Here is a 26,488-nt window from a genome sequence, read left to right on the forward strand (position 1 = left end):
TATGCAGAAAGCATCTGCCACACATTTGGCATCTAGTGATAATCAGGCTGCTGCAAAAGACATTAAACTACTAGTTTTGGATGTAGATGGCACGATCGCTGGACACTCTAACACCATCAGTGTAGGTGTAAAGCAAGCTATTGTAGCAGCCCAAGCACGAGGAATTCAAGTGGCGATCGCTACAGGTCGCATGTATCGTTCAGCCTTACGCTTTCACCAAGACATTGGTTCTACCCTACCATTAATGGCTTATCAAGGAGCCTGGATTCAAGACCCGATCACCCAAAAAATTCATCGCCATTGGACTGTTTCCAGGGAAATCGCCCACCAGCTAATAGATTATTTTGAACAGCCTGAGTTGCGATCGCTCCTATCTGTCCACTTTTACATCAATGATCAGCTATACGTCCGTGAGTTAACTAGAGAAACCCAAATTTATGCAGAACGTTCTAGTATTATCCCGATTCCTGTAGGTGATTTGCGCCAAACTTTAACCAATGAACCGACAAAAATTCTCGCTTTATGTAATGACACTGATGTGATTGATCAGCTATTGGGGAATTTGCGCCGCCAATACACACCTGCTGAACTTTATCTCACAACATCTGTTGCTACCTTTTTTGAAGTAACTAACGCCTCTGTGAATAAGGGAACTGCTGTGCGTTACCTAGCCGAAGAATTGCTGGGATTACAGATAGCCAACGTTATGGCTATTGGCGATAACTTCAATGATTTGGAAATGCTGGAGTCTGTTGGACTTGGTGTAGCTATGGGCAACGCACCAGCAGGAGTACGAGCGATCGCCCAGTGGGTAGCTCCTAGTGTAGAGGAAGATGGAGCAGCAGTAGCAATTGAAAAGTTTTTGCTGTAGTCAGAGCACTTTTCCAAACCTAAACCATATAAATCAGAAAGGACACCGACGACTGGCCGTGTTTCGTCTCGGTGCCCTAGCTGGTTCGCTCCTCACACACCTGCTAATGTAGCTGAGGTGATGCATTGAGTCAATAGCTATATAAAAGTTTTTATTTTTTACCTAAGAGACATTACTGATTTATAACTCTAAGGGCGCAAAAACCCCCAAGTTTTCCTTTAGGACATATCTTAATACTGACTGAGTAGCCATCAGCAATCCAAGTCTGGCTTGGGCTAGCTCAGGTGAGGTAATTTTCACCTCACCCCAAATCCGGCAATTAGACCAGAATTTTTCAAAAGCTTGGCTCAAATTCAGTGCTACTTTTTCCCATTTCACAGAACCACTAATATCAGGGCACTCTATGTTATCTACCACTTGCACTAACTCGCCAATGAGACGACGCTCATCTGGGTGATTTAGCCGCAGTCCTCCATCACTGGTGAGCCAAGGTATGGGGTTGGGAGCGCTAACACTCCAAAATACTGGACTACTATTTGGAACTGGTTCTCTAAGTTTAATCAATCCCTCTCGGTGAGCCAGAAGCACTAGCGAACAGCAACGTGCATGGGCATATTGAACAGCAAACAACGAATTGGGCACTGAGCATGGGGCATCAATTGTCCCCTCATCTCCCCCTGCTCCCTGCTCCCCCTCTCCCCCTGAACTTACGACTGCAAGACTTTGTAACCAAGTCGCTAACGTGGAGTGAGTCAATTCAAAATGTATCCAACCAGGGGGAACTATTTTGATGCTAAAAACGTCCTCACAGATCCCTGAGATATCTGAGGCGATCGCATTGGCAAGCTCCATAGCTTTTCGATTCTGAGATTTTGACAGATGTAAAGCTACACCTGAGATATATAAAACTCTACTATCATCTCTACCTTTGTATAGAGGAATTTTTTCGTCTTTTATGCGTGCTTTATCTAGCTTAATAGTATTAATACTTAGTATTTTTAGCAAATAGCTGTATACTAGCTGTTTTACTGACGTATATTTGCTTGCTAGTAATTTATAATGCACGTAATTTTATTTAAATAATCATGTAAAATTTATTTGTTAATTTTCTGTCATCTATCTTACGAGATAAATTTAATTCAGATGAAGAAAAATGAGAAGAGGATAAAATTTGATGAATAATCGATGAATAGTAAGTAAACTTTACTACCATCATTGTACAGTAGGAAGTATAACAAAAGAGTAGAGAGTATTTTGCTTTCTATTCTTTGGATTGGCTGGCGCTGTTAGGCGTTAAGCCTGCCTCGCCAACACAAAGACACTCCTTGCACCTTTTTATTTACGTCTTTGTCTTCAGCCGAACGCTCTTTGTTACCTATGCAATCTCCATCCTCCTTTTCTGAGGCATCACGGCCTTTTTTGACTTGGCAACGAATTCTTGACTGGGCTCAAGAACACTACCGCTGCCGCACCTTTAGCAAAGATGAGCGCATTCCAGCCAGACCTGGATTGCTGTATTTGGTGCAAAGGGGTGCAATCCGCATGGTAGGAACCGCACAAGTTAGTGCGACTGCTAGTCAGCTAACGTCTCGACGAATCAACAGAACCCCAGAAGAAGCGTTCTTGGGTTTTGTGGGAGCGGGACAGCCATTTGAAATTGTTGCCCAATCACCATTCACACTCCAGGCTTACGCCCATGTTGACCAAACTGCGGTGCTGTGGATGTACTGGCACGACTTAGACAATTGGCCTCACTTCCGTCGCGAAGTAATGGATGCCTTTAGGTATCAGCACCAGCGTAAGCTGCTGTGGCTGAGTGCCTTGGGACAACGCCGCACAATTGACCGACTCTTAGGATTTCTCACATTGTTAATTGAGGAATATGGAGAGCCAGCAATGAGCGACACTGATCCTGATGTGATTCGCGGTTATTGTCTGCCCTTCCCCCTCACCCATGCCCAAATTGGTAGTGCGATTGGTTCTACTCGTGTTACCGTCACCCGCTTGATGGGCAAGCTGCGTCAACGTGGCTTAATCCTCACTCAAGGGGATAATCTCATTTGCTTGCCAGCAGAATCGATTAATAGAGCTGGTTAAAGCACAGTTCAGAGCGGCGATTTCCGCCACTCTGTCTGAGTGCGATGGGTTACGTCCCACCCGAGGCGATTGCTCCTGTCAGCGAATTTTGACAAACCCTGCTTGGGTAATCAGTTCCTGTCCCTGTTCAGTCAGCAGTAAGTTGGCGTAAGCGACACCTGCTTGCTGCTCATTCTGACCATTCTGTTTGACCACCACAAACAGATTACGGGTAATCGGGTATTTTCCTGATTGGAAAGCCTCAATGTTCAATTTGTTCCGTTTACCAGGACATTCAGACGGGAGGACAGATGGTTCTTGGTAGGGAGTAATATATGTCCCTTGCGTCCGCCCCAACGGCAAGGGTTTGATTGAACATTGAGGAATCACCTCTGGGGCAGAAGCGTAATAGATACCACCAGGACTATCAGCCAATTTTTGCAAGGCTTGGGTGGTTGTGGAGATAAATTCCACATTCGGGCTGAAAGCTTGACCACCCAAGATGTCTTGGACAAAAAGTTCGACCGTACCGCCATCAGCAATGCGACGAGAATAGGGCTTAATTGGAATATTGGGGCCGCCCACCTGGCTCCAATTATTGATTTTGCCTGTGTAAATTGACTTTAACTGGTCTAACGTTAGTCCTTGGACGTTAAGATTGGGGTTAACTGCAAATGCCAAACCATCAATTGCCACAGGGATTTGTTTCAAACTGAACCCACGTTGCTGGGCACGGCTTAACTCCGGATCTAGAACTGGTCGGGAGGACTGAGCAAAAGCTAATTGACCGTCTATCAGCGACTGGATACCAGTACCAGAACCAGGAGATGCACTGCTGGGTTCTACATAACGCAGCCGAAGCTCTGGTCGCGCCGCTTGAATTACTGGATCAACTATTAGTCGAATCGGCGCCCAAGATGTACTGCCTCCGTAATTGAATAATCCTGTTGGAACATCCTGTACTGAGGTGAAAGTCTTGCCACTAGGTTGTTCTGATCCAGTTTGGGGTGTTTTGGTGTTACCAGAATTAATTGTATTTAGGTCAAGACCAGACTTTCTAGTAAACCACCAAAAACCGCCAGCTATTAGCCCGACCGTGATTAGGATGGATAATACAAGAATAGTTGTTTCATTTTTTTGGGACATAGTAAATTACCCGTGCGTCCATTCAATATAAGTGCTTGACTTGATAGGTGCTTGCTACTTGAGATTGTATTTGGAGGACGGGTGTTTTATTAACGAATTATGATAAATCCTCACTTGTGACTACTTTAGAAGTGAAGGTATTAGTTGAAAACAGCCAAAAACTTTGTCTGACACTTTTATACTGAGTTGAAATTAATCGAGGAACGGACTCAGAAGAAGTCCTCCACGGAAATGGTTCGCATTTAATCCGCGGTCGAGCTTGAGTTGGGAGCCTTTCCCTAGATGGCGATCAAAGATGTCGCCATAGTTGCCTAGAGATGCAAGAACACGGCGCTGCCACTCCTTGTCGAGACCCAGTTCTGGTGCAAAGACCGGCATCACCCCAGCACCGCCCGCATACCAGGGTGTTTCCGGTCTTTCTGCGTTGATCAATGTATCCACTGTCCAGGTGACGATCGCCGACCACTGGGCGTCCTCAGTTCCGGTTGCAGCGATCACCGGAAAGGTCGTTAGTGGCTCCGGGAGGATACGGCTCGATAATCGGTTAACCCCAGGGTCGAGGCGGATATTTGCAAGGGTCGTGATCTCACCAGCGATCGCCTGGCAATTTTGGACGTTGTATGTATCGATCATCTCCCCGTCTTCAGAGAACGGCCGACGGAACCAGTTCTTGTGGAGTGCACCGAAGTAAGCCGTCAGGCTCCGCTCGACCGAACTGCCAATCATGAAGCAGATGCTTTCTTTGGCCAGGTCGCTGACGTGCTGTGCAGCCGAGGTGGACGCCACCATCACCGCATTGGATTCTACGAAGATAGTAGGGCCAGGCAGCAGTTTACCGGCCAACTTTTGCTCCTCAATCTCCGCTCCTGTGAGAAAGTATACGTCGTCCTGCTGGTTACGCACAGCATCGAAGTCCTTCGGCGTTTCGTACTCATGATATTGGATGCGGTCAGCAGATCCTAGCACGGCGGCGGCGATCGCCCGGCAGACGTCGACGTTGAGACCACTCCAGCCTCCTGGCTCGGCTTCAGTTGCCAGACCTGTCCGCTCGACGCTGCCACAGCGAACCACATTGTGTTCCTTGACACGTTTGATCACCGAACCCGCCTCAGCGCTGTAAATCGAGCAGCTGACACCAAGCAGAGTCAGCAAGACTAAGATGAAGCGCATGAATTCTCCTCAGGGAATGTCGAAAAATGGACATATTTGAAGAGTGCTGAATTAAGGAAGTGAGATTCCCCACTTCTTTACTCAGCACTCAGCACTTTAAGGGTTAGCCGCTGGATAAGTACTTGGTAGTGAGTTGAAGCCCTTGGGGATTTTGTTGACTATCCCCTGGCGCTTGTCCTCCGGCGTGACTCCGATCGCCCGACAACCTTGCCCACCGTAGTGCGGTAGTGTATTTACAACGCTGTCTGGAATCTTCGCAAACGAGGCTGGCAGTGGCGGCGAGACACCGAGCAGGCGCTTCGGATCGAAGCCTGACAGTAGGCTGTCGGTGATCGGTGAATTGATGTCCCGTGGGCCGAGGTACTTCTGCTCAAAGCCTGGCGGCCCGAACTTGTTGAACCGTGGGGAGTTGCCAGCAGCAAGTGCCTGTGCCTCATCGGGCAGGCTGGCAAGCGCAGGTAAACCAAAGATCGTGTTGATCGTCTCGATCACCGAGTTGTGATCGCCCTCGACGTGTGAGACGGCGTGCGTCCGGGCGTAGGGTGAGATTAAAAGCAGTGGCACACGGACACCACGGGAGAGTGGCAGCCCGTCAGGGCCATAGGACAAGATCCTCGGTGGCACATGGTCGTAGAAACCATCGGACTCGTCGTAGGTAATGATGATAGCACTCTGCTGCCAAAGCTTCGGATTTGAGGCGATCGCGTTGATCACCCTGGCCGCCATCGCTTCGCTGAGCTGGCGATCAGTGTAGCCCGGATGATCATCATCGCCTGACTTCGCCGCATTAATCGCGGCGATCTCATCTGCGGGTGTGTTGGGGTTCGTGATCGGTGGCTTCAACCCCTGCTGGTTCGTGTAGCCACCACGAATGTAGAACACGCCACTTTTGGGCAGCGTATTTTTGGCTATGTCGCTAAAAAAGTCATTCAGCCCACGGAGATTTTTGCTCACCTCCGGCGTGTTGGCGATATAGCCGAAATACTGTGCACCGTTGTGATGCGTGACATAGGCATTGTGCGAGGCAACTCCGTTAGCATCGGTTGGTTCGAGATCGTAGCCTTCTTGATACCAGCGCCAATTGACAGGCTCAGTTCGGAGTTGCTGGATATAAGGGATATCCTGCTGGATGTCGGCTAGATCGAATGAAGGATTCCTGTTACCAGCCAAGACCGACCGAATATTGCGCCCCTGGAAGGTGAGCGGCAGACTGGCGAAGGTCAGGTTCGAGGAGATGTTGCTATCGGCGTAGCTCTCTTTCGTGCCAGCAGGTTGCTTGTTGTCCGTCGTTGTGTCGAACTGGGAGCCATAGAAGGGCTGTGGATCGTTGACCAGGGGTACACCCTGCGTCGTCCCAGTATGGCTGCCCACAGTGTAAGATTTGCCGCTCGAACCGTGCTTGACCCATTGTGTTTCACCCGACTGCCCCGCGATCATCGCCACCGCATTCGGGGTTGAGGGCGTGTCTTCGGTTGCAAAGATGTTGTCAAAGACCGTAAAGCGACTAGCCCACTTCCAGAAGAACGGAATGGTGTCGCAGTCGATGTGCGACATGACAAGGCGGGCAAACTGCTTGCCCTCAGCAATGTTGGCTGCTCCACCCTTCGATGCGAAGCGTGTGTACTCGTCGGAGGCGAACTGATCCATCTGTGGCTTGCCGTTCACAACGTGGAGCTTGGTTGCAAGTCCGGTGTGTGAGTGGTCAACGCTGTCAACGACGCTGGAGTTCTGCTCAGGCCCGAGCCGGAATGGCTCAAGCGTGACGGTCACGCCTTTAGCATCCGTATAGGTCTGGGTGAAACCCGGCGTTTTCTTTGGGTCACGAGGCTTTTGTCCATCTGAGTAGAGTCCGTTAACACCGGGCAACGTGCCATACTCGTTGTCGAAGGAGTGGTTCTCGTTAAAAATTACGAAGACATACTTGATCCGCTCGTGAAGCAGTTTCGTGAGTAACTTTGGCGGCAGCTTGGGTTCCTTGTGCGGATCATTTAAGTATCGTGTCACGTCTGGCGTTACATTTGGCTGAGTTGTGACGGTTGAGTTTGCTGGCAATGCTTCATGTCGAGAGGCATCCTCTGCGATCGCCGAGCCGAGAAACATCGACGGTATGATTGAGGACGGTAGTAGCAAGAGTGTTAGAGCAAAATAGAACTTTGTAAATCGTTTCAAAGCACATCTCCTTGGTAATTCTTATTCATATACCGCAAGCATTTGATTGATTTAAAATAGGTATTTGGCTTCCGCCGTGCTTTATTGGTTCCGAAATTCAGAAGAACTTAACACCTTTGAGCAAAAGCAAAATTATGCCGCTATTTGAGCTTTTTGCTTTCTTTTCAGCTACAAACAGATAGTAGCAACAACTACTGTTCCAGCAAAAGTTTGAGGTTCAGGAACAGGCTCACTTTTAGCAAAAATAACGGCAGTAATGTCCGAGTTTTGGACACTTCCCAGGTTACTGTTGTCCAGAAATTTTCCATCATTGGTACTACCTATACCAGTGAAATTTCTGTCAAAATATAGTTCTAAACTGTACAAATCATGGTTTTGCTTTGTCAATAAGCCTGCGTCTGCAAAAGCAAGTATGTTCTCTTGAATGTAAGCTGTATTGCCAGCAAAACTGTTGGATAATGTTCGCAAAACAGTATTGTTATTGACTAAATTGACAGTCCAACTTGTCAAACCTACAAAAGAACTGGAAGCGGGTAATTGATCCACATCCACTGTGTAAGTCCCATTAAAAGAACCATTTGCTAAATTCACAGGTAGCCCTACTGAACCATCAAGAGTCGCAGGAGCAAAATTTCCTGAAATATTAAGTGTTTTCAAATTGACAGCTTGGGCAGGATCTATACCAATAGCTGCAAGCATAGCGAAACCAAGCGCTGCGGTAGTAGTTGCTTGCGATAACCTTTTTAAAGGTTTTGCACTCAGCATAAGTTTGCTGTTAATATTTTTGCCCATAGTTTAGAAAAGTGCGTTCTTTGCACACCAAAATAAAGCCAAAGTGAAAACACTGCTGTGGCTAGGCTTGAAGGTATAAAGAAAAATCCAGAAGTCAGAAATGACTGCACCCATAATTTGGTACAATTTCCATCGCATCAAATTATTCTTGATTCTCCCCACAAAGGACAAGGTATTAAACAACTCGTCCATTAGCCCTCTGGGTTCAGCAGTTACACACTTGGGAAAACCTCAAGATTGCACTACCTCACCAGGTGCTAAAAATCCCCACTTCTGTATTTTGTTACCTGAAAATTAATGAAAAGTTAAGGAAAAGCAAAGTTTATTAAATAGTCATGGCAGTATTACCCCGATTTCTCACAAGTGAGAAAAAAGCATTCAGACAATCTGGATAGCAGATAAGTAAGGTAAAGAAAGATAAACTAGTACAGCGCGGCGGAAATAAACAACCCATTTAAAATCAACGAAACGTTTATGCTGTATTTCTTTTGACTTTTGACTTTTGACTTTTGACTTGCGGTAGTAGGCTAAAACCCTCCTGCCTCCTGCTCTCTGCCTTTCTTCGATGGTTATCGAACTGGTTCAAAGTCATAACCAGTGCGGGAGCGAGAACCAGGAACAATTTTCACAAGTTGGACTGGCGCATTGCGATCGCCTGATGCTAAAAACCGAATTGTACCAGAAGCGCCAGTGGCAGAAAAGTCAGAGGAGAAGAGTGCTTGTTGGACTCCTGCTCGTGTGGGATTGCGTTTTAATGCCTCAATCAGAGCGACAGTGGCATCATAGCTAAGGGCGCTTCGCCAACTCACATCACCGTGCCATAACTGTCGAGATTTCTGGGGAAAATCTGACTTAGGATCGCTATCAATATGCCAGGGAACTGCCACTACCATCCCCGCAGCTTGTTCTCTGCCAATTTCTAAAGTTTTGACGGTGTAAACATCATCTCCCGCCAGTAGAGTTAATCGTTTCTGGTTAATCTGAACTACTTGCAGCGCTTTATCCAGAGTTTCAGTGTTAGCTGCTAACATCAACACTTCTGCACTTTGCTTAGTTGCTTGTTCTACGCTTTTAGCCGCACTAAAATCCGCCTTGGATAAGTCAAATTCGCTGGATACCTGTCCACCCTCTAGGGAAACAGATGAAACAAATTCCGACTTTAAAGACTGGCTATAGTTACTTTGAGAATTAAAGAAAACCACTGCATTTTTTTTATGCAAGGTTCTCACCATGTAGTTGGCTAAACTTCTAGCAGCCATAAAATCACTAGGAACCGTGCGAAAAACGTAGTGGCTGAAGTTGGAAATTTTTACAGATGTGCTGGTAGGAGATATGGCTATAAGTTGTCCAGAAGTATAAATAGTACCTGCGGCTAAAGTGGAATCGCTAGTATTCGGCCCAACTACACCTAATACTTCTGAATTGCTGACTAGGTTGGAAGCGATTTGCTTGGCTACTTCTGGATTGTCGTCGTCGTTAGCTATCCCTACCCTCAAAGGCACTCCCTTGACTCTTCCAGAGCTATTAACTTGATTTTGGGCTTGGGCTATGCCACGTAAAATTTCTAAAGAAGTATTGGGGTCAGTGCCTATTGGTACAGAAGCCACAATGGTGTAATTTTTGGAAGACCTGATGCGGGCATTGTTAAGAAAGATTAATGCTTCTGGATCGTTACGGTTGAGTTTTAGGGCAGCGGTGAAATTAGCGATCGCTTGATCATAACTTTTAGCAGCGATCGCCTTTACACCTTCTTGTTTAACTGAAGAAATGTCACCTGGAGTCAAAGTTTTTTCCCCAAAACTAATCCGATCTTGTAGGGATGGATTGCTGCCTGTTTCCTGATTTGGAATGATGGTATTACCAATTTTGACCCCAGAGCCATTAGTAAACCACCAAAAACCACCGCCAACTATTCCAACTGTCAGCAACAGGGCCAAGGCTAAAACTGTGGTTTCATTCTTTTGTGACATGAACAAATTTGAATAAAGTAAAAATGTTTATTATTTGATTATTTGGCTAAATCTAACCGCTTTGATCATTTAAGTCTGACAAATCCAGCCTTTTCGATCAGTTCTTGACTCTGAGGTGTCAGCAGCCAATTTGCATAAGCTTCGCCAGCTTGCTGATCTGTTTGACCATTTTGTTTAACTATTACAAATAAATTGCGGGTAATTGCATAGTCACCGCTACGAAACGCCTGAGTATTCAACTGATTACGCTTAGTGGGACATTCAGATAGAGGTACAAAGGGTTCTTGGTAGGGAGGCACAAATTGACTGCTTGTGCGCCCTAGTGGCAGGGATTTAATCATACATTGAGGTACAACCTCTGGAGCAGAAGCATAGTAAATTCCGCCAGGACTTGCAGCTACTTTTCGTACTGCTTCAGTAGTTGTGTCAACATAACTAACGTTGGCACCAAAATTTTCTTTATTCAAAATATTTTCGACAAAGAATTCCACTGTACCCCCAGCTTCTTTGCTACGAGAGTAGACTGTAATTGGTAAATTTGGCCCACCCACCTGTTGCCAATTAGTAATCTTGCCCGTGTAGATGTCTTTGAGTTGGGCAACAGTTAAACCAGGAATGTTGAGATTGAGGTTAACTGCGATCGCAATCCCATCAATCGCCACCGGAATTTCTTTCAAACTAAATCCTTTTTGTTTAGCTTCGGCATTTTCTTCAGCTTTAACTGAGCGAGAAGATTGAGAAAAAGCTAGTTGATTATCTATCAACATCCGAATACCAGTTCCAGATCCTGGTTGACCTGACGGAGGTTGAGTGTAGCGTAAAATAAACCGAGGACAGAGGCTTGGCAGTACAGAGTCTACGTTTTTACGGATGGGTGCCCAGGTTGTGCTACCACCATAGTTGAATGTCCCCTCTGGGAGGTTTGGCACGTCACATTTGCTGATGATATTACTTGTCTTGCTAGTCTCTATAGGCTTAGGAACAGAAATGGCATCTCTGGGATTGCTATTCTCCGACTGGTTAGCAGCAGGTTTATTTAGTTGTGCCCACCGTTCCATAAAAAACCATAAGCCACCAAAGATTAAGCCAATGGTGATCACAGCGGCTAAGAAAAGGCTAAGTGTTTCGTTTTTCTGAGACATAGGTGGCTGTTAGCACCAGGAGTTTTTAAAGTAACAGAGATAATAATTTATAAATAAGTCGAAATACGGCTGTGAGTGAAATGGCTACTAAGCCTGCTGCAACTGCTAAAACAATTACTGCCTGAATGCCAAGCCCCCCCTGTAAAAAGGGGAGAAAAAAAATAATCGCAAAACTAATTGTTGGAATAATTAATAAATCAAACTTTTCAATCCACCGCCTGGTTTGGGCAAAAATTAATATACCTAAAATCAGGGCAGAAGTAGTTAAAGTAATTATTGGTGATTTTACTAAACTGAAGAGGGCGATCGCGATCAATGCCCCCTCAAACCCACTAAATGCCGCCCCACCTAATAATTCCACTGTAGAAAACGCTGGTTGAGTTGGTGGGCGGGGGACGACGGGACTAGAACCTTTGGGTAGTTGTGGGGGAAGTGTTATAGAAGGCGAATTAAGTTGTGTCGGGGCTAGAGGCTGTGAGTTAAGTGCATCTAAAACCTCCTGGGCTGACTGGAAGCGCTGATTAGCAGCAGGTAGCAGCATCTTATCTAAAATATCAGCAAGGCGAGGGTTAACACTCACTTGCGTTCGCCATTTCCACTGGTTGCTATAGGCATCAAATAGTTGAACTGCTTCCTGATTTGTCAATAAGGTAATAAGAGTTACAGCCAATGCGTATAAGTCTGTAGATGGGAATACTTGACCCCCAGCCATCTGCTCAGGTGGTGCAAATCCCATAGAATAAATTCCTGTGGAAAAAGCAGCAGAACCAAGTGCAGCGTTTGTTACTTGCTTAACTGCGCCAAAATCTAGTAAGAAAAGTTTACCATCACGACGGCGCATGATGTTAGAGGGTTTGATGTCTCTGTGGATAATGCCTCGATTATGGACAAACTTTAGCACCTTCAGGATTTCTTGCAGCACTTCCAACACTTGCTGTTCAGAGAATTTGCCATTTTGAACTAATTCTTCCTCTAAGTTTTGCCCATTAATGTATTCTTGTACCAAGTAAAAAAATTGGTCTTGCTGTCCTGGTTGCAAGCTATTAACTATCACTGGAAAGAAGGCAAACAAGTCAGGAATTTGCTCGTGATCATTACCAAGCTGTGCTAAAACTTCTGCCTCTCTCTCAAACATCAGCTGCGCTTGTTGCAATTGAGTTGAGGTTAAATTCCCTACTGGTTGAAACTGCTTAACCACGCATTGACGCATTCCTGGTATTCGGCGATCGCGTGCCAAAAAGGCTGCTCCAAATCCCCCCCTTCCCAGCAGCTTCATGGGTACATATCGACCATCTAGCATCAGTGGCATACCACAGGTAATACAGTACTTTTGCTGCGTTGTTTTCAGCATCGTAATATCGTCTAAATCAGCAAAATAGTTTTGTGGGCGTGGGCAACGTGGACGAGTACAGTAAACTTCCATTTTCGTGATTAGTCATTAATCAAAATAATTCGTAACTGATAATTCGTAATTCGTAATTCATTCAGGTTACATAGAAACTAAATTTATTTAAGAATAACAGGAACCTTTTTTTTCCTGATGTCAAACCCCTAGCTTGCCTACGGCAAAAAGTGCTTATAGCTACGAGGTATAATTACGAATTACGTAGGCGCAGCCTTACAGTAGGGTATTACGAATTATTTGGTCATTGGTCATTTTCAAAACAACAAAGAACAAATGACAAAAAAAGAAGTATGAGCGCCGACTTTTGCCGATAGCGCAGCCTTTTCGAGTCCGCGTCCTTTGCGCGTCTGCACCAGAGCGTTTGGCTAGCCTTCCCGTTCGCTGAAAGTGTCTCCTTGGCGCAGCCTATTGTAGAGAAGAGAAGGGTACAGAACTTCAACGACTAATGACCAGATTTTAGACTTCGCGGGAGGAGGTAGACGTTGCTGCATCCAATGTAGTTACCACCATGCTTTTTTGTGTCAATGTTAACACATCTTGATTCCATCCTGGGTTAGCAAATTGGGGCAAAATTTCTTGACTAAAAGCTTCTGCGGCCTTGGATCTATAGCGATTAGGATTAAAAATCAGCCACAGTGTCCGTTTGACGACGACGCCTTCAATGTTGGCACAGTGCAGAACACCCATTTGTAACTCTTTAGCGATGGCGCTAGTTGAAACAAAGGCAGCCCCCAAACCAGATTGCACAGCATTTTTAATTGCTTCAATGGAATTTAGTTCCATTTCAACTTTCAAACGCCTTGTATCAATCTCACAGCGTGCTAGTACTTGGTCAATTACTTTGCGGATAGTCGATTGGGAATCTAGGGCAATGAATTGTAATTTATACAGGTCTTCTTTTTGGATTTTTTCAAGTTTGGCAAAGGGATGAAAGACAGGTAAAATCAGCGCTAGTTCATCTTCAGCGTAAGGAAGAATTTCTAAAGATTCTGATAGTTCACCGGGAATTTCACCGCCAATAATCGCCAGATCAACTTGTCCGTTAGCAACACTCCACGCAGTTCGCCTAGTTGAGTGGACGTGTAATTGCACTGCGACATCTGGATATTTTTGTCGGAACATACCGATCATTCTAGGTAAAAGATAAGTGCCGGTGGTTTGAGAAGCACCGACAATCAAAGTACCGCCTTGGAGATTTTGTAAATCCTCGATCGCACGACAGGTTTCCTGACACAGACTGAGGATTTTTTCACCGTAGCTTAAGAGTAAATGCCCTGCTTCGGTTAATTGAGCGCGTCGTCCTCCACGATCGAATAATGGGACATCTAGCTGCCGTTCGAGATTTTGGACTTGCAAGCTCACGGCAGGTTGGGAAACGTAAAGACTATCAGCTGCACGCTTGAAGCTTCCTTCTTGAGCGATCGCTTTTAAAATACGTAACTGATCTAAAGTGAAAGGAAGGTCAGACATAAAACTCAACCCACAAACTTTTAAAGGAGCGGATGCACGCAACAAATCAGCTTTGACAGCAATCAGCCAAGCATGATTTGTTGGATATTAAACTTGAAGGCTTGACTCGAAAAAGACAGTAGCACAACATCTTGACTGAAGTCTCCTTTTGAATACTTTGTGGTATTGGTTGTACTGAATTAAGTTTTCTTTAAATTACTCCATCCGTGTATATGATGCTGACTCCTTGGTTGACCCCCAGTCATTTTGTCATACTGGGGTTAGAATTAGCTTTTGCGATCGCTCACAGTGGAGGCGCTGCTTTACGCCCTTGGGCAGAAAAATATATTGGTCCAAGGTTTTATCGCATTCTCTTTGCATTAGTCAGCCTACCCTTGGCTGTGATATTAATTATTTACTTTTTTGGGCACCGCTATGATGGTTTACAACTTTGGCAGGTACAAGGGGTACTAGGAGTGCAAGAATTTGTTTGGCTGCTGTCAGCAATCTCGTTCTTGTTTTTATATCCTGCTACCTTCAATCTACTAGAAATTGCTGCCATTCAAAAGCCCCAAGTTCATCTCTACGAAACAGGAATTATTCGGATTACCCGTCATCCCCAGATGGTGGGACAAATAATTTGGTGTATTGCCCATACTCTGTGGCTGGGTACTACCTTTACCCTTGTGACTTCCATTGGATTGGTGTTGCATCACTTGTTTGGGATTTGGCACGGGGATCGCCGCCTTGTGCATCGCTATGGGGAAGCTTTTGAAATTGCCAAACAGCGGACTTCAATTATTCCCTTTAAAGCAATTATTGACGGGCGTCAATCTCTCAAATGGCAGGAATTTCTCCGTCCTGCCTATTTGGGAGTTGCCATTTTTATAGCTTTGCTTTGGTGGTCGCACCCTCTGTTGTTAGAAGCAACTAGTAGGATAAGATGGGAAATCTAGGCGATCCCCACTGTCAGCAGAAAATCCCAAATAGATGAAAATTTCAGCTTATCAATTGCCCCCAAATTAATGTAGGATAAATTCAAACATTTATTCAGTGGGGGTGCATTCAATTAGCTTGAGATTTTATATTGGTAGTTGAAGGCCCGTTGTATTTCCTTGGGAGTAAGTGGCAAATTCAGTCAAATTCCCAGGTAGAGACGGCAATCAGGAGTTTAAAAGCCAAAAAAGCCACCGTGAAAGTAGCGCTGGCTTTTTTGTCAGAGACACATCAATGCGCTCAATTTTTGTTTAATTATTCTGTGTCCTGAGATTTTTGTCCTGAAAGCATCTATACCGCAGTTACAGGCTTGCCAATCCTTCACTTCAGTGCAGATAGCTAGTTTAATATAAAAACCCTATAATCCAAGAGGCGTCATGGTGTTGTCGGTTAGTGAGCGGACATTTACTCAAGAAGTTTTAGAATCTCCTATTCCTGTTTTAGTTAATTTTGAAGCACCTTGGTGTGGCTTGTGTCGGGTTATTCACCCACTGTTGTTGCAATTTCAAGCCCAATGTGGGGAAGAAATTAAATTGGTTGGGGTTAATGCCGATCAAAATTTTAAATTGTCTACTACTTATAGACTAAAGTCACTGCCAACTTTACTATTGATTGAAAATGGCAATGTTTGCCATCGCTTGGAAAGCTTTCGCGGCAGAGAAGATTTACGTCTAGCTTTAGAAGACATTAAAGCTAGCTATAGCAATTGCCCGAAAATCTACAAGAGTTCAAAAACAATGGATTTAGAGTGTCGGTCAGCCTGAAGAGACTGCCAAGTCGTGAGTAATAATTAAACTCACGACTTGGCACTCACCACTTAGGGCTATTCTCGGCAAATCTAAAACCATGCTTAACACCCCACCCAATCACCCTTGGGTGGGTTATTTTATCCTAAAGGGTGTGTGTCACAATTATTAACAGTTCCGACACGCTAGTCAAGAATTCTAAAAGTAGGCGTCAGTGATGGAAGTAATCTATCAGTATGCCTGGCTGATTCCGGTGTTACCTCTTTTTGGGGCAATGCTGGTCGGTCTAGGGTTAATCTCGTTGAATCAGGTGACAAACCGCCTACGGCAGCTTAACGCTGTGGTGATTATCTCCCTAATGGGAGCAGCGATGGGGCTGTCGTTTGCCTTGCTATGGAGTCAAATTCAAGGACACGCGCCTTATATCCGCACCTTGGAGTGGGCGGCAGCAGGTAATTTTCACCTGAACATGGGCTACACTATTGACCACCTGACAGCCCTAATGCTGGTGATTGTGACAACGGTAGCCTGCTTAGTCATGGTTTACACCGATGGCTACATGGCTCACGATCCAGGTTACGTCCGGTTTTACGCCTATCTCAGTTTGTTTGGCTCCTCAATGTTAGGTCTGGTGGTCAGCCCCAACCTAGTACAGATTTATATATTCTGGGAACTGGTCGGGATGTGTTCCTACTTGCTGGTCGGCTTTTGGTATGATCGCAAGTCAGCAGCAGATGCCGCTCAAAAAGCGTTTGTGACCAACCGCGTGGGCGACTTTGGTCTTTTACTCGGCATTTTGGGGCTGTTCTGGGCAACAGGAAGCTTTGATTTTAATGTTATGGGCGATCGCCTCGCCCAACTTGTCCAATCAGGTTCTATCAGCAATTTTCTCGCTGTCCTGTTTGCGATTTTAGTTTTTTTAGGGCCAGTGGCGAAATCAGCCCAATTCCCCCTCCATGTCTGGCTACCAGATGCAATGGAAGGCCCCACGCCCATTTCTGCCTTGATTCACGCGGCAACGATGGTGGCGGCGGGTGTTTTCCTGATTGCCCGGATGTACCCAGTATTTGAACACGTCCCAGCCGCAATGAACGTCATTGCCTTTACTGGGGCGTTCACGGCGTTTTTGGGGGCAACCATTGCGATTACCCAAAACGACATCAAAAAGGGCTTGGCTTACTCCACCATTTCCCAACTCGGTTACATGGTGATGGCAATGGGAATAGGTTCCTACAGTGCTGGACTATTCCACCTGATGACCCACGCCTATTTTAAGGCAATGCTGTTCTTGGGTTCAGGTTCAGTAATTCATGGCATGGAAGGTGTCGTCGGTCACGACCCCGCTTTAGCGCAAGATATGCGGCTGATGGGTGGACTGCGGAAGTACATGCCGATCACGTCAATTACCTTTTTGATTGGTTGCTTGGCAATTTCTGGTATTCCCCCCTTTGCTGGTTTTTGGTCAAAAGATGAAATTCTGGGGAAAGCTTTTGAGGCGAACCCACTTCTCTGGTTTATCGGCTGGCTAACTGCTGGGATTACGGCTTTCTATATGTTTAGGATGTACTTCTCGACATTTGAAGGCGAATTCCGGGGTAATGACGAGAAAATCAAGCAAAAACTCAAGAAGGCTGCGGCGACAATTGTCCTGGAATTAGAGTCAGAAGAACCAGTCCCGAATTTTGGGCCTGGGGCGATGAAGAAAGGAGAATTGGCGGCAACTAGTGAGCATCATGACTCCCACGACTCCCACGGGCATCACAGCGACTCCCCCCACGAGTCGCCGTGGACGATGACCCTGCCGTTGGCACTGTTGGCTGTGCCTTCGATTTTGATTGGTTTGGTGGGAACTCCCTACGCCAATTATTTTGAAGAGTTTATCTTTCCTCCTAGTGAAACTCTCTCTGAAGTTATAGAAAAGGCTTCCGAGTTCAATCCGACGGAATTCTACATTATGGCGGGTGCCTCAGTCGGAATTTCTTTGATTGCGATTACTCTGGCTTCGCTGATGTATTTGCGCCATAAAATTGACCCGGCTGCGATCGCTGCTAAAATCCAACCACTTTACGAGTTATCCCTCAACAAGTGGTACTTTGATGACATTTACCATCGGGTTTTTGTCCTCGGCTTGCGTCGCCTAGCTAGACAAGTTATGGAAGTTGACTTCCGCGTTGTTGATGGTGCTGTTAACCTCACAGGCTTTTTCACCCTTGTTAGCGGTGAAGGTCTGAAGTACCTAGAAAACGGTCGCGCTCAATTCTATGCCTTGATTGTGTTTGGGGCGGTTTTGGGCTTAGTGATTGTCTTTGGTGTTACCTAATTTTCATGGGGGTGGACGGTTGTCCACCCCTACATTATTTTATTTTTTGAATTTTGTGATCCAGGCATTTTCAGGTAAGTAAACTACATGTTATTTGTTTCACGTACAGGTGCAGAGGCGTAGAGAGGAATTGAGAGTTGAGTCTGAAAAGATGACAAAATTTTTTAATACAAGCCATAAAAGTTTAGCCTTCTAGTTCCGCCCTGATTTTTTCAAGATGTTTAATGATATTCAAAAAATAAAATCGTTCAGAACATTCAGTTATTTATGACAGAAGAAGAGATCAGAATCAGGCGGCATTATATACCAGATGATGAAGTTTGGGAACGAAGCCATAATACATGGAAACAACTCAAGCCAAGACGCAAGTTTAATTATCGAGATCCATCTGATGAAACACCTTTAGAATATTCACAAAGGATAATATCAATATTTAACAATATTCCTATAGACGTACTTATTCAGTGGCAATTTGAGCATATTTATGATTTCGATATGGTAAATAACTATGGCTGGATTAATTACCATCAAGTGACTTTTAACCTTGTTCATTGGTCTGAAAAAGAGTTTTCTAAAGTGCAGATATTTTCAGGCTTTAAGGATTATGTAGACCGCAAAAGTCATATATCAAATTTTGAGCATCTATCATGCACTGATGTAGATAAAGATTATTGGAGGCAGTCTGGAACTTGGCTAGTTCCAATAATTGTATTAAAAACTGAAAATATGATTAATATACCAAATTATGCAGAATTAAATCGCCCATATCAGCTTGTAGAAGGACATACGCGGTTTGGAAACTACAATGCTATTAAATGCTTAAGTGAGCAAGAAAAGGTTCAAATATCAAACAAACACAAAGTTTTTCTGATGTCTGTTAGCTGAATAATCGCTTTTCGCTGCAATTTGCTGCAACACATTGTTAGAAATTGTCCAACACATCATTATTTATAAGTATTTCATACTCGGTAAGAAAGAAAGAAATGTAAGAACGAATAAGATTACAGAATAAGTGACCTTCAGAAAGAGTCATTGGTTTGCCCTCTTTTAGATCAAGTCCATGCCGACTACCACCACCAGTTGGTGACGAATGATAACCATGTAAACTTTCTAAAGATTTTAATATATACTTGATTGCTGTCCCTTCATTTGCATTACGGAGTTCTTTCACAATTAGGTTAAAGTATGTCCCTTTTATTATTGTGCCAGATGGTAATTGCTCACCTCTAAAAGCAGTTGTAATTGATTCTAGAATCCAAAGCAGTTCTTGAACTGCTTCTCTAGCCCGATTTTCAATCAGTAGTTGTTCAGAACGGCTTAGAGACTTAGTAATGAGTTGCCTTGCAGACTCAGTAAAGGTTGATGGCGATTCGGCCACAGGGATAGCTTCTTCACCTTCGGATAGCTTCACAAGTTTTGGTGGATGGATTTGATAAGCAATCTTGTGTTCAAGACAAATATCGTTGATACGTTCAATGTCAGGGATTGCATATTTATCTCGAAGATTCTCACACGCCTCGTAGAACGCCTCTAGAAACAGGGGTGAGTTTTTAGCCGCGTCTTCCAAATATGACCGTAAATCTGTGCTTGCCCAACTCTCTGAAGTACTCCAGACACTCGTAGAGCCTACTGCATGGGCAAAACACTCTTTAAAATACTCTAGTAACTCCCAGCGATTTCCCTTAGCTACTATTATGCCAATAAGTTTCTCAAATTCATCAATCGCTGCATTAGGAATAACTGAATCTGGTGAAGATTTAAAGCGCCATGAATCAGGAAATTGAAGTGACATTTAAATGTTACATCTTAAACAACAGTACTTGTATAACTTATTAGAGCTTTATCTTGCAAATCTTCCAGGTACTCTCGGAGTAGAAGATAAGACACATTTAGGTCAGACAACTTGATAGCTCACGCGATATCCACCACTTTTGCCCGTCGGGATATCACTATTTTTTGCTCGAACTTTAAAAACGGTCAAGTCTATCCCAGAGATTTGATCACCGATAAAATTTCTAGCCTGTAACTGATCAATAATGGGTTGAATGTCAATTTGAATTTGGCGATCGCGATAAAGAGGTAAAATATAATAATCTTTTTGCGCCGTAACCCGTAACCCACCCTACAAATTAATAGAAGCCTAACATTTAGCAAAATAATAAATTTTTCAATAAATATAATTTTAAAAAAATAATTCATGTATTGTCAAAATTTCGTTTTCTCGCGTCATGCTATCCAACAAGTGGTAAATAAAATAGTGATCGTGTTATGAGAAAAAACTCTCATAATCGTCATGGCTACCTATCCAGAACCATGTAACTGTATCACCCTCCAAAACCCCAATTGCTCGATAATTACGAGTTATCCTGACAGACCAAATATTCTCCTCGTTATTTATACATTTGAAATGCAAAGACGGATAAAAAGGATTTTCTCTCCATAACTGATAAGCTTTTCTTGCACTCTGTCTAACTTGCTTGTCAAGACACTGATATTTATCCCAAAAAGAAGGAAGACTTGCAGACTTCATAACTTTTCATAGTTCATTGGTTTTGCAAGTCCTTCTGCAATCTCTCTTTTAGCAGATTGGGCAGATGCAATCAGTTGTTGTTGAGTTTTCTTAAATGATTTATCCCATTTCAATTCATCTTGCAAATCTTCCAGGTACTCTCGGAGATGTTCTGCAACTCTTTCTTGCACATCTTCAGATAAAGATTCCATCATCTTAATTACAGTAGCGATCGCTGGAGATGACATAATCAAATTTCCCTTATCAACTTTCTCTGTCTATTTTACTAAAAAAACTCAATCAAATCGCCTACTGTAGTCCCAAAGCTCTGAAACTGGGAAAGTTTGTCCTACTGCTGCTTGCCGCACTGACTCTTGCAAATCGGCTAATATTTGTGCTTTTGACTCTTGTTCATCAATCCAAGCTAAACCACTGACGTTATCATAATTTATGGAACTCATAAGCTGTTGCTAAAGTTCTACAGGGACGAGTACATCTGTTGTTTCTCCCTCTATGTTGGTGACATAACGAATCTGATTTTCAATTTGTGCGATTATCATTATGGTTATTTCTCCTGTTATGCTTTTTTGCACCAAATTGCTTTTTTCAACAACCACCAAACAGCATCGTGTATTTTTAGCGATGGGTTGGATGACGCGATCGCACCACTAAACTATAATTTTAGCGGCTTTTTTAAGGCAAATTTTTAACTTGATTGGGAGTATCACAACGCACATTCCGCACCCCCAACTGTCAAAAAAGATTCTCAAGAGAAACAATGGAGGATTGGCAATTTAATTAAATCAACCTAACGAGGAAGACGAAATCCTCAAAAAGCTGTTAGTTAATAACTAGTGACTTTTTGCCAAACATGATTTTGATAGCAGACGAATTGTGATGAATACAGCTAATTTTCCGTGGCTGACGACGATTATTCTGTTTCCGATAGCGGCGTCGCTACTTCTTCCGATCATTCCTGATAAAGAAGGCAAAACAGTGCGCTGGTACTCCCTGATCGTAGGGCTGATAGATTTTGCACTAATTGTTTATGCTTTTTATACTAGGTATGATTTCTCCAATCCAGGTTTGCAGTTGGTGGAGAGTTACCCCTGGGTACCCCAACTAGATTTGAATTGGTCAGTAGGGGCAGATGGCTTATCCATGCCCCTAATTATTTTGACTGGATTCATTACCACACTGGCGATTTTAGCAGCTTGGCCTATTACCTTCAAGCCCAAGCTATTTTACTTCTTGATTTTGGCGATGTATGGCGGTCAGATTGCCGTGTTCGCTGTCCAGGATATGCTGTTATTTTTCCTGGTGTGGGAACTGGAACTGGTGCCGATATACTTTCTGCTGTCGATTTGGGGTGGCAAAAGGCGACAATATGCAGCGACAAAATTTATTTTATACACCGCTGGTGGTTCGCTGTTTATTTTGCTGTCTGCCCTGACAATGGGATTTTACGGCGATACGGTGACGTTCGATATGCGATCGCTCGCCTTAAAGGATTTCGCCCTGAATTTCCAACTTGCCCTCTATGCTGGCTTCCTGATTGCCTACGCCGTCAAGTTGCCGATTATTCCCTTGCACACCTGGCTACCTGATGCCCACGGGGAAGCTACAGCCCCTGTACACATGTTATTGGCAGGTATTCTCCTGAAAATGGGTGGTTACGCCTTAATTCGGATGAATGCCCAAATGCTCCCCGATGCCCACGCTTTTTTTGCACCAGTATTGGTGGTTTTGGGGGTAGTTAATATCATCTACGCTGCCTTGACATCCTTTGCCCAGCGCAACCTGAAGCGAAAAATTGCCTACTCCTCAATTTCTCACATGGGCTTTGTGATGATTGGTATCGCCTCCTTCACCGATTTGGGTTTAAGTGGGGCAGTGTTGCAAATGGTTTCCCACGGATTAATTGGGGCGAGTTTGTTCTTCCTCGTTGGCGCAACTTATGATCGCACACATACCCTGATGTTGGATGAAATGGGCGGTGTTGGTAAGAGAATGCCGAAGGTTTTCGCCATGTTTACCACCTGTTCAATGGCTTCTTTGGCATTGCCAGGAATGAGCGGTTTTGTGGCAGAATTAATGGTGTTTGTCGGCTTTGCTACTAGCGATGCTTATAGCTCTACCTTCAAAGTCATTGTGGTGTTTTTGATGGCAGTGGGAGTAATTTTAACTCCGATTTATCTGCTGTCGATGTTGCGGGAAATTTTCTACGGAGAAGAGAACAAGGAATTAGTTTCTCACCAAGCTTTGATAGATGCTGAACCCCGCGAAGTATTTATTATTGCTTGTTTGTTAGTGCCAATTATTGGTATTGGTTTTTATCCGAAGTTGCTGACTCAAATGTATGACGCCACAACTGTACAATTGACAGCAAGATTGCGTGATTCTGTGCCGACATTAGCACAGCAAAAAGACGATGCACTAAAGGTTTCTTTGAGTGCGCCGTCAATTGGTAATTAAGTTACGATCGCTAGTTTAGTTGAAATATTTATTACTTTGAGGGCGGGTTTTCTACCTGCCCTTTTTTGATATATATTGCTTGGAGGCGATCGCTAATACCAATTCTGTATGAAGATGCACCAAACTATATGAGGAAAGAACCGCATTCGCGCAGCGTCTCGTAGAGAAGAACGCAAAGCACAGAAAGAAAATTTTGAGCAGCCTCACAAATAAATGATATAAGTCAATTTTTTAGTTTAAATCTTCAAAATCCTTCTATTTTTTTCTAATGCCAAGAAGGTTTACTCACCTTTTTAGACAATATTAATTTGGTCTCCAAACACATCATCAATAGCCAAAAACTTTTTTACTTTTATCTCTTCAAATTCGTAACTTCGTATTATTTTAGAAGTATTTTTATCCTGGTAGGTATGGATAATCAGCCCAGCCACCAGATTCACCATTAAATTGAATACTCTGTGACTTCTCGAATGTTTGATTTGAACAATATTCCGCACTTTTTTGCTATTGTCAGTTAGAGACTTTGGTAGTCAGTACCGAAAAATCACGACTTTAATGTAAAATTTTGCAATCACAAGTCTGTGAATACTGAGAAAAGATCCACAGGCGATGTCTACGACGGGCTATTCGGCGTCGCTAAAAATGGTTCTTTATTCTGGCGCTGCGATCGCACATCAATAGATTACCTACAATCTATCTAAAATAAGATTTGGCAAAACCGCTCATGTTAAACTACAATCCGCTACATTGTTTGCCATCTTCCGAAGAATTACCCGACTCAGATGATACCGCTGTGGATAATGAACTCCAAAATTTAATTCCCGGCTTGCTGAAAACGACACTGGCTTTGGTTTGGTGCGATCGCTGGGATTGGTTCTTTGGTGTTGAGATGGGTATTTATTATCACCCAGATAAACCAGCCATTGTCCCTAATGGGTTTCTCAGCTTAGGAGTTAAACGCTTCATTGATGAGGACTTGCGCCTGAGTTATGTGCTATGGGAAGAAAATAAACTGCCGATTTTAGCACTAGAAGTTGTTTCCCAAATATATCGGGAAGAATATAGCAGCAAGAAAGAATTGTATGCCAAAGAATTAGGAATTTTGTACTACGTTGTATATAGTCCGCTTCGGCGTAAAAAGCCGCCTTTGGAGGTGTATCACTTAGTTGATGGGGAATATATTTTAATGTCAGGAAATCCTGTTTGGCTACCAGAGATTGGTTTAGGAATTGGGCGAGAACGGGGAATTTATCAAGGTATAGTGCGGGAGTGGCTGTACTGGTATGACGAAGAAGGGCAAAAATTGCTGACACCAGAAGAACGCATCAGGGAAGCCGAAGAACGCACAGCTTTTGAAGAACAGCGACGTGTGGAAGCAGAACAACAGGTAAAAATGTTAGTGGAAAGGTTGAAGGCGCTTGGTGTTGATCCAGAAACTTTGTCATAGATTCACCAAATTTCGGAATTTTCGCTGTCTTAATGTTAATTTGCTTGCTGGTTAGGGAATTATATCTATAAAGTAACTCATAGCTTGACGGTACAAATCGTAAAGGCTGGTTGCTCAATAAATATATTTACCAAAACCTTCATCAAAAATATGGAAGTTAAATTAGGCTTTGGAGCAGTCCCAAAACCTCAATATGTTTTTGTCAAAAAAGACAATGATTACTGTTCACTGATAGAGAAATTCTAGACTTTATTGATTACCTAAAGCTACAACTAACCCAAAGCTGCCCAACTTATACCAATTCGTAGCTTTCAGGAAAAATTGAAGCTGTGTACTCCAAGGAGAAGGATGCTAAATCAAGCTGATCTTGCTCAGTCCAAGTATCACTTTGGTCGATGATAGACAAGTTTTGCTCGACTAGCTCATTTAGAATCAGGGTTGCCAAGCCTAGCCGCTCAGTCGATGATAAGTTACAAACAACTTGGCTGTATATCTCTTGGTCAGTACTAGACATAATAAATTCTCCTGCCCTTTATCCTAACAGTTGCAATCCCTGCGGCAAGCTGCTAAAAAGCGTCTACGCACAAGTAGAGTAGTTGCTACATATATAAATTACTAGGTTTTCTCAAGTCAAATCAATCTACAGTGATGAGCGATCGCACTCCAGACGAAAAGGATTAACAGCTGCATTCATCGCAGTATCAAATTTATCCCTTCTGAATGTTCATTAGTTGGTATCTCTGGGAAAGAGAAGTATAAGGTGATGCCTTGTTTTTATGTTTAACCCTTAGACAAGTACTAACCAAATACTAATCACAATCAGGAGTATTTCATGATTCCACTTATCTTAGGTGCTGCTGCTTTGGCTACTGGAGCCTTCGGAGCAGTAAAAGGTGCTGAAGGTGTTGGCAATATGAATGAGGCAAAAGAAATTGGTGAACGTGCCGAAAACTGTCACTTATATGCAGTCAATGAATTAAAAGCAGACTGGGAGGTGACTAACGAGTTTGCAAAAGAGTATGGTCAACTTCAGCTTGATGTGATGATGAGTACAATTGGACGCTTTGTTGACTTTATCGAACAAAATATCGGTAAAACAAAACAAAGTGAGAAGGAGTTCTTAGAAGGGCTGGAAGGAATTTCAGTTCAACAGATTAAGGAGTACAAGACCGCCGCAATAGAAGCTGAACAGTTTTTCAAAGGTGGCACTAAGGCGATTGGGGCAGCAACAGCAGGATACGGTGGTGCAATGAGTCTTGCTACCTCTGTAGGAGTAGCCAGTACTGGGACACTTATAGGAGGACTTAGCGGTGCAGCAGCGTGGAATGCAACTCTAGCATGGCTGGGCGGTGGCTCATTAGCTGCCGGTGGCGGAGGCATGGCTCTTGGTTCTCTTGTGTTAGGTGGTATCACCGTTGGCCCCGCTGTCCTTATTGGAGGTTTTGTGCTTGCTGGTGAAGGCGAAAAAGCATTGACAAAGGCATGGGAGTATAACGCTGAAGTCAATACTGCGATCGTTAAAATTGAAGCAGCAAGAGACTTTATGCAACAAGTAAGACAGAGGATTATTGAGTTAGGGGGTCTATTTGAATATCTGAATGAATGCACTATTTTAGGTCTTCAAGAACTCGAATCTTTACCATCATTCAACAAAAACAGGGATGCTAGTAAGTTTCAAAAAGTAGCACTTTTTGTTAAAGCACTTGCAGAAATCATGAAAACTCCTGTTTTAGATAGTGAAGGGCAGTTGAATCCTATTACTGCGACTATACAAGCCAAGTATCGTACTTGGGGAGGTAATTAGA

The 26,488-nt window shown here is 43.8% G+C and carries 24 protein-coding genes; 9 read left to right on the forward strand and 15 right to left on the reverse strand.

What is annotated here, in order from left to right:
* Nucleotide 1 precedes the first annotated feature (1 nt).
* Nucleotides 2-871 (forward strand): Cof-type HAD-IIB family hydrolase, encoded by an 870-nt coding sequence (locus V7K48_RS31990; protein WP_335078917.1) that lies wholly within the window; start codon nucleotides 2-4, stop codon nucleotides 869-871.
* A 180-nt stretch (nucleotides 872-1,051) separates the two neighbouring features.
* Here V7K48_RS31990 and V7K48_RS31995 read toward each other — a convergent pair whose 3' ends face one another.
* Nucleotides 1,052-1,723: a DALR anticodon-binding domain-containing protein gene (locus tag V7K48_RS31995; protein WP_335078919.1), complete on the reverse strand. Its 672-nt coding sequence runs from the start codon at nucleotides 1,721-1,723 to the stop codon at nucleotides 1,052-1,054.
* Between the two features lie 525 nt (nucleotides 1,724-2,248).
* Between V7K48_RS31995 and V7K48_RS32000 the strand changes: the two genes are divergently transcribed.
* Nucleotides 2,249-2,968, forward strand: coding sequence for a Crp/Fnr family transcriptional regulator (locus V7K48_RS32000; protein WP_012412419.1), 720 nt, complete (start codon nucleotides 2,249-2,251; stop codon nucleotides 2,966-2,968).
* A gap of 78 nt (nucleotides 2,969-3,046) precedes the next feature.
* Here V7K48_RS32000 and V7K48_RS32005 read toward each other — a convergent pair whose 3' ends face one another.
* The 8 genes from V7K48_RS32005 to V7K48_RS32040 form a co-directional block, all read right to left on the reverse strand.
* Complete coding sequence (locus V7K48_RS32005; protein WP_335078921.1) at nucleotides 3,047-4,093, reverse strand: PstS family phosphate ABC transporter substrate-binding protein; 1,047 nt, start codon at nucleotides 4,091-4,093, stop codon at nucleotides 3,047-3,049.
* A gap of 192 nt (nucleotides 4,094-4,285) precedes the next feature.
* Nucleotides 4,286-5,263, reverse strand: coding sequence for a hypothetical protein (locus V7K48_RS32010; protein ID WP_335078923.1), 978 nt, complete (start codon nucleotides 5,261-5,263; stop codon nucleotides 4,286-4,288).
* A gap of 96 nt (nucleotides 5,264-5,359) precedes the next feature.
* Complete coding sequence (locus V7K48_RS32015; protein ID WP_335078925.1) at nucleotides 5,360-7,432, reverse strand: phospholipase C; 2,073 nt, start codon at nucleotides 7,430-7,432, stop codon at nucleotides 5,360-5,362.
* A gap of 168 nt (nucleotides 7,433-7,600) precedes the next feature.
* A complete protein-coding gene (locus V7K48_RS32020) occupies nucleotides 7,601-8,224 on the reverse strand; it encodes a PEP-CTERM sorting domain-containing protein (protein ID WP_335078927.1) in 624 nt (207 codons plus the stop codon).
* 569 nt (nucleotides 8,225-8,793) lie between these two features.
* A complete protein-coding gene (locus V7K48_RS32025; protein WP_335078929.1) occupies nucleotides 8,794-10,194 on the reverse strand; it encodes an ABC transporter substrate-binding protein in 1,401 nt (466 codons plus the stop codon).
* Between the two features lie 65 nt (nucleotides 10,195-10,259).
* Nucleotides 10,260-11,336 carry a PstS family phosphate ABC transporter substrate-binding protein gene (locus V7K48_RS32030; RefSeq protein WP_335078931.1) on the reverse strand — a complete coding sequence of 359 codons (1,077 nt, stop codon included), beginning with the start codon at nucleotides 11,334-11,336 and terminating at the stop codon, nucleotides 10,260-10,262.
* 25 nt (nucleotides 11,337-11,361) lie between these two features.
* A complete protein-coding gene (locus V7K48_RS32035) occupies nucleotides 11,362-12,759 on the reverse strand; it encodes a serine/threonine-protein kinase (RefSeq protein WP_335078933.1) in 1,398 nt (465 codons plus the stop codon).
* A 438-nt stretch (nucleotides 12,760-13,197) separates the two neighbouring features.
* Nucleotides 13,198-14,211 (reverse strand): LysR family transcriptional regulator, encoded by a 1,014-nt coding sequence (locus V7K48_RS32040; protein ID WP_335078935.1) that lies wholly within the window; start codon nucleotides 14,209-14,211, stop codon nucleotides 13,198-13,200.
* A gap of 212 nt (nucleotides 14,212-14,423) precedes the next feature.
* Here V7K48_RS32040 and V7K48_RS32045 point away from each other — a divergent pair, with 212 nt between their 5' ends.
* The 4 genes from V7K48_RS32045 to V7K48_RS32060 all read left to right on the forward strand — a co-directional run bounded on the left by V7K48_RS32045 (nucleotide 14,424) and on the right by V7K48_RS32060 (nucleotide 19,137).
* Nucleotides 14,424-15,146 carry an NnrU family protein gene (locus V7K48_RS32045; protein ID WP_335078937.1) on the forward strand — a complete coding sequence of 241 codons (723 nt, stop codon included), beginning with the start codon at nucleotides 14,424-14,426 and terminating at the stop codon, nucleotides 15,144-15,146.
* 417 nt (nucleotides 15,147-15,563) lie between these two features.
* Nucleotides 15,564-15,950, forward strand: a complete 387-nt coding sequence (locus V7K48_RS32050) for a thioredoxin family protein (protein WP_335078939.1) — start codon at nucleotides 15,564-15,566, stop codon at nucleotides 15,948-15,950.
* 199 nt (nucleotides 15,951-16,149) lie between these two features.
* Complete coding sequence (locus tag V7K48_RS32055; protein WP_335078941.1) at nucleotides 16,150-18,252, forward strand: NAD(P)H-quinone oxidoreductase subunit 5; 2,103 nt, start codon at nucleotides 16,150-16,152, stop codon at nucleotides 18,250-18,252.
* A gap of 267 nt (nucleotides 18,253-18,519) precedes the next feature.
* Complete coding sequence (locus V7K48_RS32060) at nucleotides 18,520-19,137, forward strand: hypothetical protein (RefSeq protein WP_335078943.1); 618 nt, start codon at nucleotides 18,520-18,522, stop codon at nucleotides 19,135-19,137.
* Between the two features lie 37 nt (nucleotides 19,138-19,174).
* On the opposite strand, the gene V7K48_RS32065 is transcribed toward V7K48_RS32060, so the two are convergent.
* The 4 genes from V7K48_RS32065 to V7K48_RS32075 form a co-directional block, all read right to left on the reverse strand.
* Nucleotides 19,175-20,044 carry a hypothetical protein gene (locus tag V7K48_RS32065; RefSeq protein WP_335078945.1) on the reverse strand — a complete coding sequence of 290 codons (870 nt, stop codon included), beginning with the start codon at nucleotides 20,042-20,044 and terminating at the stop codon, nucleotides 19,175-19,177.
* Nucleotides 20,045-20,518: 474 nt separating this feature from the next.
* Nucleotides 20,519-20,782, reverse strand: a complete 264-nt coding sequence (locus V7K48_RS35300; RefSeq protein ID WP_442949503.1) for a ParE family toxin-like protein — start codon at nucleotides 20,780-20,782, stop codon at nucleotides 20,519-20,521.
* Nucleotides 20,779-21,009, reverse strand: coding sequence for a hypothetical protein (locus tag V7K48_RS32070; protein WP_334928583.1), 231 nt, complete (start codon nucleotides 21,007-21,009; stop codon nucleotides 20,779-20,781). The genes V7K48_RS35300 and V7K48_RS32070 overlap by 4 nt, the downstream gene beginning before the upstream one ends.
* Before the next feature lie 48 nt (nucleotides 21,010-21,057).
* Nucleotides 21,058-21,222, reverse strand: a complete 165-nt coding sequence (locus V7K48_RS32075) for a hypothetical protein (protein ID WP_335078948.1) — start codon at nucleotides 21,220-21,222, stop codon at nucleotides 21,058-21,060.
* Nucleotides 21,223-21,658: 436 nt separating this feature from the next.
* Here V7K48_RS32075 and ndhD1 point away from each other — a divergent pair, with 436 nt between their 5' ends.
* A complete protein-coding gene (ndhD1, locus tag V7K48_RS32080; protein WP_335078950.1) occupies nucleotides 21,659-23,236 on the forward strand; it encodes a photosynthetic/respiratory NAD(P)H-quinone oxidoreductase subunit D1 in 1,578 nt (525 codons plus the stop codon).
* Between the two features lie 293 nt (nucleotides 23,237-23,529).
* Here ndhD1 and V7K48_RS32085 read toward each other — a convergent pair whose 3' ends face one another.
* Nucleotides 23,530-23,679, reverse strand: a complete 150-nt coding sequence (locus tag V7K48_RS32085) for a hypothetical protein (RefSeq protein ID WP_335078952.1) — start codon at nucleotides 23,677-23,679, stop codon at nucleotides 23,530-23,532.
* Between the two features lie 281 nt (nucleotides 23,680-23,960).
* On the opposite strand from V7K48_RS32085, the gene V7K48_RS32090 reads away from it, so the two are divergent.
* Nucleotides 23,961-24,683, forward strand: a complete 723-nt coding sequence (locus tag V7K48_RS32090; RefSeq protein WP_335078954.1) for a Uma2 family endonuclease — start codon at nucleotides 23,961-23,963, stop codon at nucleotides 24,681-24,683.
* Nucleotides 24,684-24,975: 292 nt separating this feature from the next.
* Here V7K48_RS32090 and V7K48_RS32095 read toward each other — a convergent pair whose 3' ends face one another.
* Complete coding sequence (locus V7K48_RS32095) at nucleotides 24,976-25,197, reverse strand: hypothetical protein (protein ID WP_335078956.1); 222 nt, start codon at nucleotides 25,195-25,197, stop codon at nucleotides 24,976-24,978.
* Nucleotides 25,198-25,515: 318 nt separating this feature from the next.
* Here V7K48_RS32095 and V7K48_RS32100 point away from each other — a divergent pair, with 318 nt between their 5' ends.
* Nucleotides 25,516-26,487 (forward strand): hypothetical protein, encoded by a 972-nt coding sequence (locus V7K48_RS32100; protein ID WP_335078958.1) that lies wholly within the window; start codon nucleotides 25,516-25,518, stop codon nucleotides 26,485-26,487.
* The last annotated feature ends 1 nt before the right edge of the window (nucleotide 26,488 follow it).

Source organism: Nostoc sp., from assembly GCF_036919615.1.
Lineage (GTDB): Bacteria > Cyanobacteriota > Cyanobacteriia > Cyanobacteriales > Nostocaceae > Nostoc.